At 73.7% G+C, this 2154-nt stretch carries 2 protein-coding genes; one reads left to right on the top strand and one right to left on the bottom strand.

Annotation, left to right across the window (positions count from 1 at the left end; all coding sequences use genetic code 11):
- Positions 1 to 67: 67 nt before the first annotated feature.
- Entirely contained in the window at positions 68 to 694 is a 627-nt protein-coding gene (locus tag ACWGH1_RS21465) for a TetR/AcrR family transcriptional regulator (RefSeq protein WP_453357529.1), read from the bottom strand.
- Between the two features lie 105 nt (positions 695 to 799).
- Here ACWGH1_RS21465 and ACWGH1_RS21460 point away from each other — a divergent pair, with 105 nt between their 5' ends.
- Positions 800 to 1504 (top strand): hypothetical protein, encoded by a 705-nt coding sequence (locus ACWGH1_RS21460; protein WP_453357530.1) that lies wholly within the window; start codon positions 800 to 802, stop codon positions 1502 to 1504.
- Positions 1505 to 2154 lie beyond the last annotated feature (650 nt).

Raw genomic sequence — 2154 nt, 5'->3', positions numbered from 1 at the left:
CCCCTGAGGCCCGTGCCCCGGCACGGGCCTCAGGGGGGTCCGACGGACCATGGCCGGCAGCGGCGACTCAGGGGGCGAGGAGCGTTTCGAGGCCTGCGCACAGGAGCCGCACGCTGCGGACGTACCTCTCGTCCTGCCCGACAGCGGAGGCGGCGTCGACGGTCATCGGGAACCGCGCCCGCAGGGCTGCGCCCTCCTCGGCCCCGACGGCCACCGGGGGTGATTCGCTCTGCTCCTGCAGGACGAATCCCGTGACGTGGCTGAGCAGCGCGTCCGCGCCGATGCCGCGGTCCCCGGCGGGTACGCCGGCCTCGCGCAGACTTTCCAGCAGCCGCTCCATCAAGGCCAACGCCCCGGTACTGAGCACCTTCGGACTGTCGGCGAACATCACCGCTCCGCCGCGGTGGCGCCGGATGGTGCCGCGCAGCGCGACGAGCTGGGCTTCGACGCGCTCCTGCCAGCGCGCCCCCGGCCCCAGTTCGTCCAGGGCCGCGGTCCCCGCGTCGTAGGCCTGCCGCGCGACCCGGTCCGCCATCAGCTGGACCAGGGCGCTCTTGCTGGGCACGTGGTAGTAGAGGCTCCCGGCATGGACGTCGAGCCGCTGGGCCACCTTCCGCATGGACAGGCCGTGGTAACCCGACTCGGCGAACTCCGCCATGCCCGCGTCGATGATCAGCTCTGCTGTCAGCTTCATGGCCACAGCCTACCGGCATTTTCAAACGGTGTTTGAATTTGCCGTCGCCGGGAGCTACTGTCGTCCTCGAAGCAGGCAAACGGGGATCGAAGGGGGGTGGTGACGATGGGCGCACTGGTGTTCAACGTGACCACGGCGGCACTGATGGTTCTGATGTTCAAGGGCGGACTGGCCCTGCTCGGTGAGGACACCCTGCGAAGGCGTGGCACCCCCTGGGCGGCAGTGGGGCTCACCGCCCTCGTCGTCGCCGGACTGGTGACTCAGCTCTGTTGGGCGGGTGCGATGGACGCCCTCGACAGCGATCCGGCCAAGTCCGGCTGGTGGCGCATCGTCACCTCGGTCTTCATGCAGAACGGCGGCCTGTCCGGCGACGCGTGGAACATCGCCACCATCGCCGTCATCGCCGCGTTCGCCGAATGGTTCTGGGGCGGCCCCGTCATGCTGGGCCTCTTCGCCGCCGGAATCCTGCTGCCCACGTACGTCGACATGCTGTTCGGCGAGAGCGCCCGGAGCACCGACCCGCGCAACTTCGCCGGGAGTTCCGGAGCCACCTACTTCCTCGCCGCGACCCTCGCCGCACCGCTCCTGCTCCGTGCCCTGCGTGCCGGGCGGAGCGGGGCGAGCGTGCAGGAGGCCCTGCTCGCCCTCGGCGTGCCGGTGCTCGGCCTGATCATGTGGTTCGCCCAGTCCAACGGCCATGGCCTGGTGGCCGCTTACGGCTTCGTCGTCGGCGCCTTGGCCTGCCTCCTGCCCCGCCGTACCGCCCGCCGCCCCGCCCCGGCCGGCCGGGGCGCCGCGCAAGAGGCCTGACGCCGCCCGTGCCGCCGGAGGGCCGCGCTCAGTGGGCGTGGCCGTGGGCGTCCGCCGTCGGCGGAGGAAATGATCGTCCGAGCGGCGCTGAGGGCATCCGATGCCACCGGCGGGGATGCCACCGCGCCCGGCCGGCCAGCTGCCTCCGCGGCGGAGGCAGCACGCGCCCAGGGCACCTTGTGGAGGTCGGCGTCGTGGCCGGCCACCCGTGCCGCTACCCGTGGCAGCCGGGTGGACGGACGTGGACTTCACGACGATGTCCGATGCGACCGGGTGCTCCGAGCGCTTGCCGTCCGGGTACAGGACGCCGGCGATCGGACTGTCCGGGGCGCCGGGGAGTTCGCCGGCGTTGACCGGCGTCATCGGACGGGGCCGGATAATGGCACCACTGGGCCGACGCCGCCGCCCGCGGCGGACCGGCGGCCCACCGGTGTGCGGGGCAGCCCGCAGCGGATCAAGGGATTGCAGGGTCATGACGCTCAAGGAAGGCCAGCGGGTGAAGCTGGCAGTGGACATCGGGCTGGCCGACGCGGTCGTGGGGGGGGGGGGGGGGGGCCCCCCCCCCCCCCCCCCGGGGGGGGGCCGCCCCCCCCCCCCCCCCCCCCCCCCCCCCCCCCCGGGGGGGGGGGGGGGGCCGGCGGCGGCGCCCG

This window comes from Streptomyces sp. NPDC054883, from assembly GCF_053610645.1.
This window is presented reverse-complemented; position numbering and strand designations above follow the sequence as displayed.